The 1,558-nt window shown below is 35.2% G+C and carries 1 protein-coding gene; it reads right to left on the bottom strand.

Annotated features, from left to right (window positions below; translation table 11 throughout):
* Positions 1–141 precede the first annotated feature (141 nt).
* Positions 142–1,299, bottom strand: a complete 1,158-nt coding sequence (locus tag ACHAJD_RS09825; RefSeq protein WP_435585692.1) for an IS110 family RNA-guided transposase — start codon at positions 1,297–1,299, stop codon at positions 142–144.
* Between the last annotated feature and the right edge of the window lie 259 nt (positions 1,300–1,558).

The following is a 1,558-nucleotide window of genomic DNA, read 5'->3' on the forward strand; positions in this document are numbered from 1 at the left end:
GAGGTGACTAACTATTAAATGTCAAGTGCTATTTGAGACTGTTAATAGAACTAATACGAAAAACCCTCTAACTTATTACAGTAGAAGGTAGAAGAAAAACTATTTGTATCTAACTTAGCCGCCACAGTTTAGGTTAAATACTTAGTTTAAAAGTTGATGGTTGAACGTTGTTTGAGTTTTCTCTAAATGATGAATAATTCTTATAAGTTTTTTAGCTAGATGAACACAAGCTACACGATGGTGCTTTCCTTGTTTGCGTTTCATATCGTAATAACTATAAAGGACCGGGTTATAAATCATCACAGTCATTGTAACCTTGATCAAAGCTGAACGAAGAAATTTACTTCCTCGCTTAACGAGCTTACCTGTTGAAGCCATCGTACCGGATTGATGAATGGATGAATCCAATCCGGCATAAGAAACCATTTGTGAAGGATTATCAAACAAGGAGATTTCTCCGTATTCAGCGAGAATAATGGCTGCGGTAATAATTCCCATGCCTTTAATGGATTGAAAATAGGTAGGATAATGTTTCATAATCTCTTTAATCTCTGATTCAATATGCTGAATATCCTCGTTAAGTTTCTCGACATAACTGATCAACGATTTGAGTTTGGCTACTTGAAATGGTTGAGAGATACCCACAGTTTCACTCGCCAATACACGAAACTTTGAAAATTTGGGATAATTAAACTTACCCATTGACTGCTTTCTAATAACGTCATAATGTGAATCATTCATTTTAGCGATTTTCGCTGGTGTTGTAAAACGCTTTAGGATATAAAGTGACGTATCGGAAAAACCTTGTTCTTTCATGAATGGTTTAAATTCTGGGAAGATAATGTCGAGTGTCTTAGTCATCATATTGTATTGAGACGTTCGAAAAGAAATGAGTTTAGAGCGCCAACGAGTGAGTGATTTTAAAGCGCTAATGTGATAAGATTGATGATGATAGGCTTTGTAGTCTACTGTGGTCATAAACTCAGCGATGAGTTTGGCATCCTTCTTATCGGTCTTGATTTTTCTCAGTGATTTTGAGTCGCTAAACTTCTTCACGAGAAAAGGGTTGACTTCCATGAATGTATAGCCATGGGAGGTTAGAAACGATTTTAAGTTGTCGCCGTAATGCCCCGTAGCCTCAAGGCCTATTATCATGTCTTTTTTGTGAAATGATTGAAAATGATCAAGTAAGGTTTTAAAACCAGATTGATTATTCTCAAATGAGAAGTGAATACTGTTTTTAGTGGCGATAAAACAGTCGTGCTTGTACTTTGATATATCGATGCCGACATAAATCATAAGCACACCTCCAAGGAAAAAAATTTGTACTGTGATGAGTCCAGCGTGTCTTTACCTCATAATCATGTAATAAACGTCTAGCGTTATCTAACTATTGCTGATTAAAATAAAGACCGTGGTAAGTGTCACCTCTAAACAGTCTAAGCTGTAATAAGATGGTACAAATCCACAGTACATTATTAGTATATTAAATTAGTAGGAAAGGAGTAAAGATTTAGATTGAAGTTAACTAACTTAATACAATTTAAATCTTACATGA

Origin of the sequence: Liberiplasma polymorphum, from assembly GCF_043951795.1 — a bacterium.
GTDB lineage: Bacteria > Bacillota_I > Bacilli_A > Izemoplasmatales > Izemoplasmataceae > Liberiplasma > Liberiplasma polymorphum.

Bases quoted from the DNA above. Each gene is read 5' to 3' on its own strand.
- ACHAJD_RS09825 (WP_435585692.1), bottom strand. From the start codon at position 1,299: ATGATTTATGTCGGCATCGATATATCAAAGTACAAGCACGACTGTTTT.